The sequence below is a fragment of the Synechococcus sp. WH 5701 genome (genome assembly GCF_000153045.1).
Classification (GTDB): domain Bacteria; phylum Cyanobacteriota; class Cyanobacteriia; order PCC-6307; family Cyanobiaceae; genus Regnicoccus_A; species Regnicoccus_A antarcticus.
Window position 1 is genome coordinate 1 of record NZ_AANO01000045.1, and the last position, 1,732, is coordinate 1,732.

The 1,732-nt window shown below is 53.2% G+C and carries 1 protein-coding gene and 1 pseudogene; one reads left to right on the forward strand and one right to left on the reverse strand.

The window, feature by feature from the left end; translation table 11 throughout:
- Nucleotides 1-336, reverse strand: a pseudogene (locus tag WH5701_RS16070) (tRNA 2-thiouridine(34) synthase MnmA); the annotation flags it as partial.
- 609 nt (nucleotides 337-945) lie between these two features.
- Between WH5701_RS16070 and WH5701_RS00235 the strand changes: the two are divergent.
- Nucleotides 946-1,732 (forward strand): sigma-70 family RNA polymerase sigma factor (locus WH5701_RS00235; RefSeq protein ID WP_037979049.1); only part of this gene is annotated, 787 nt, incomplete at its 3' end.

A 1,732-nucleotide genomic window follows, 5' to 3' on the forward strand; every position in this document is an offset into this window, starting at 1 on the left:
AGCGGCGTGATGCCGTCCCTGGTAGCCATCCACGAGTCGTTGAACAATTTCCTTTTGGAAGGTTTCGCGGGTATCGACCACATGGTGAGGGATGCCCAACTGCTCACAGATGCCTGCGGCATCCACCAACCCTTCAGCGCAGCAGGCGCCTTTTCCACTCATCAGCCACAACGTCAGTCCCTCGACCTCCCAGCCGGCTTCCACCAACAGGGCAGCGGTTAAGGAACTATCCACTCCACCCGACAACCCGACGGCGACGCGATGCTCCCCAGGCCATTGACGCAGCCGGGTCAGGGCGGCTTCTCCGGCCTCCGTCATGGTTGTTCCAAGGGCCATCGGCGGCGCAGGGAGATCACTCCATAGTGAGCTCCCGGCCATCAATCTCGCCATGGGCTGGCCTTGAGCTGATGCGTGTGATGCCGAGATTGTTGCGACGGCGGTTTGTTGGTTGGTTTTGCAGCTTTGTTTGAAAGTTGCTCACGAGAACATTGCGGATCGGCTTGCGGAATTTTTTTAGATGTGCTGCTGCTGCCCGATGAGAGGCAAGCGCGACGAGGAAAGTGGTGGCGTTGTCCCCTCTGGGTTGATGCGTGTTGATTGCATCTGTTGGTGGAGCTGATTCGCTGGAATCCTATGCAGTGCCTGCTTTTTTGCACGTTTACATACACGTAGAATTTCCCTGGATTGCGAACGATGTCGATTTTTTAGTGTATGAAAACCCTCACATCAAGGTGTAAATGAACACAAATACGGTCGTGCGGTAATCAATTTCCGACCGCTTGGATTGGTCCAAATTGCCCCGTTTTTTTGCGATAAAATCTGGATAAGAAACTATTTGTTAAGCCCGAATGTTTCGATTTCCTGGCCTGAATCTGAAGGGTTGCTGAAAAAGAGGCCTTCTTTTGTTTCTTCGTAAGAAAGTCTTTGCACATTCGGGCTGCCTCCATGGTGTCCACAGCTTCTAAGCCGCTCGAGACGCAACGTCGCCGTAGCAGCGATCCTGTGAGTTGGTATTTATCAACGATCGGAAGAATCCCTCTGCTCACGGCGGCAGAGGAAATTGAATTGGGAAATCAAGTGCAAGCCATGATGGCTTTCACAGAAGACGGTTCGAAGGACTTCAAAGTTGAAGACCTGACGACTAAACAGCGGCGCATGCTTCGTATTGGCCGTCGGGCCAAAGAGCGGATGATGAAGGCCAACCTTCGTCTTGTCGTCAGCGTTGCCAAGAAATACCAGGGCAAAGGTTTAGAACTTTTGGACTTGATCCAAGAGGGTTCTCTTGGCTTGGAACGGGCTGTTGAAAAATTCGATCCCACAAGGGGGTACAAGTTTTCGACCTACGCCTTCTGGTGGATTCGGCAGAGCATGACCAGGGCGATTGCTTGCCAATCCCGCACGATCCGTCTCCCTGTTCATCTCAGCGAACGTCTCACCACGATTCGCAAAGTCAGTTTGGATCTCGCCCACAAGCTTGGCGCCATGCCGAACCGGTTGGAAATCGCTGAAGCGATGGATATTCCGGTGGAAGAGCTCGATTCCCTCTTGCGTCAGGCCCTCACCACCAGCAGCCTCGACGCTCCAGTTAATGGAGAAGAAGGACGAAGCTTCCTTGGTGACTTAATTGCCGATTCGTCAGCGGACGAACCCCTCGACATCGTTGAGCAGCGCATTCACCATGAGCAACTCGGCCGTTGGCTCAGTCATCTCAGTGAGCAAGAGCAAAATGTGC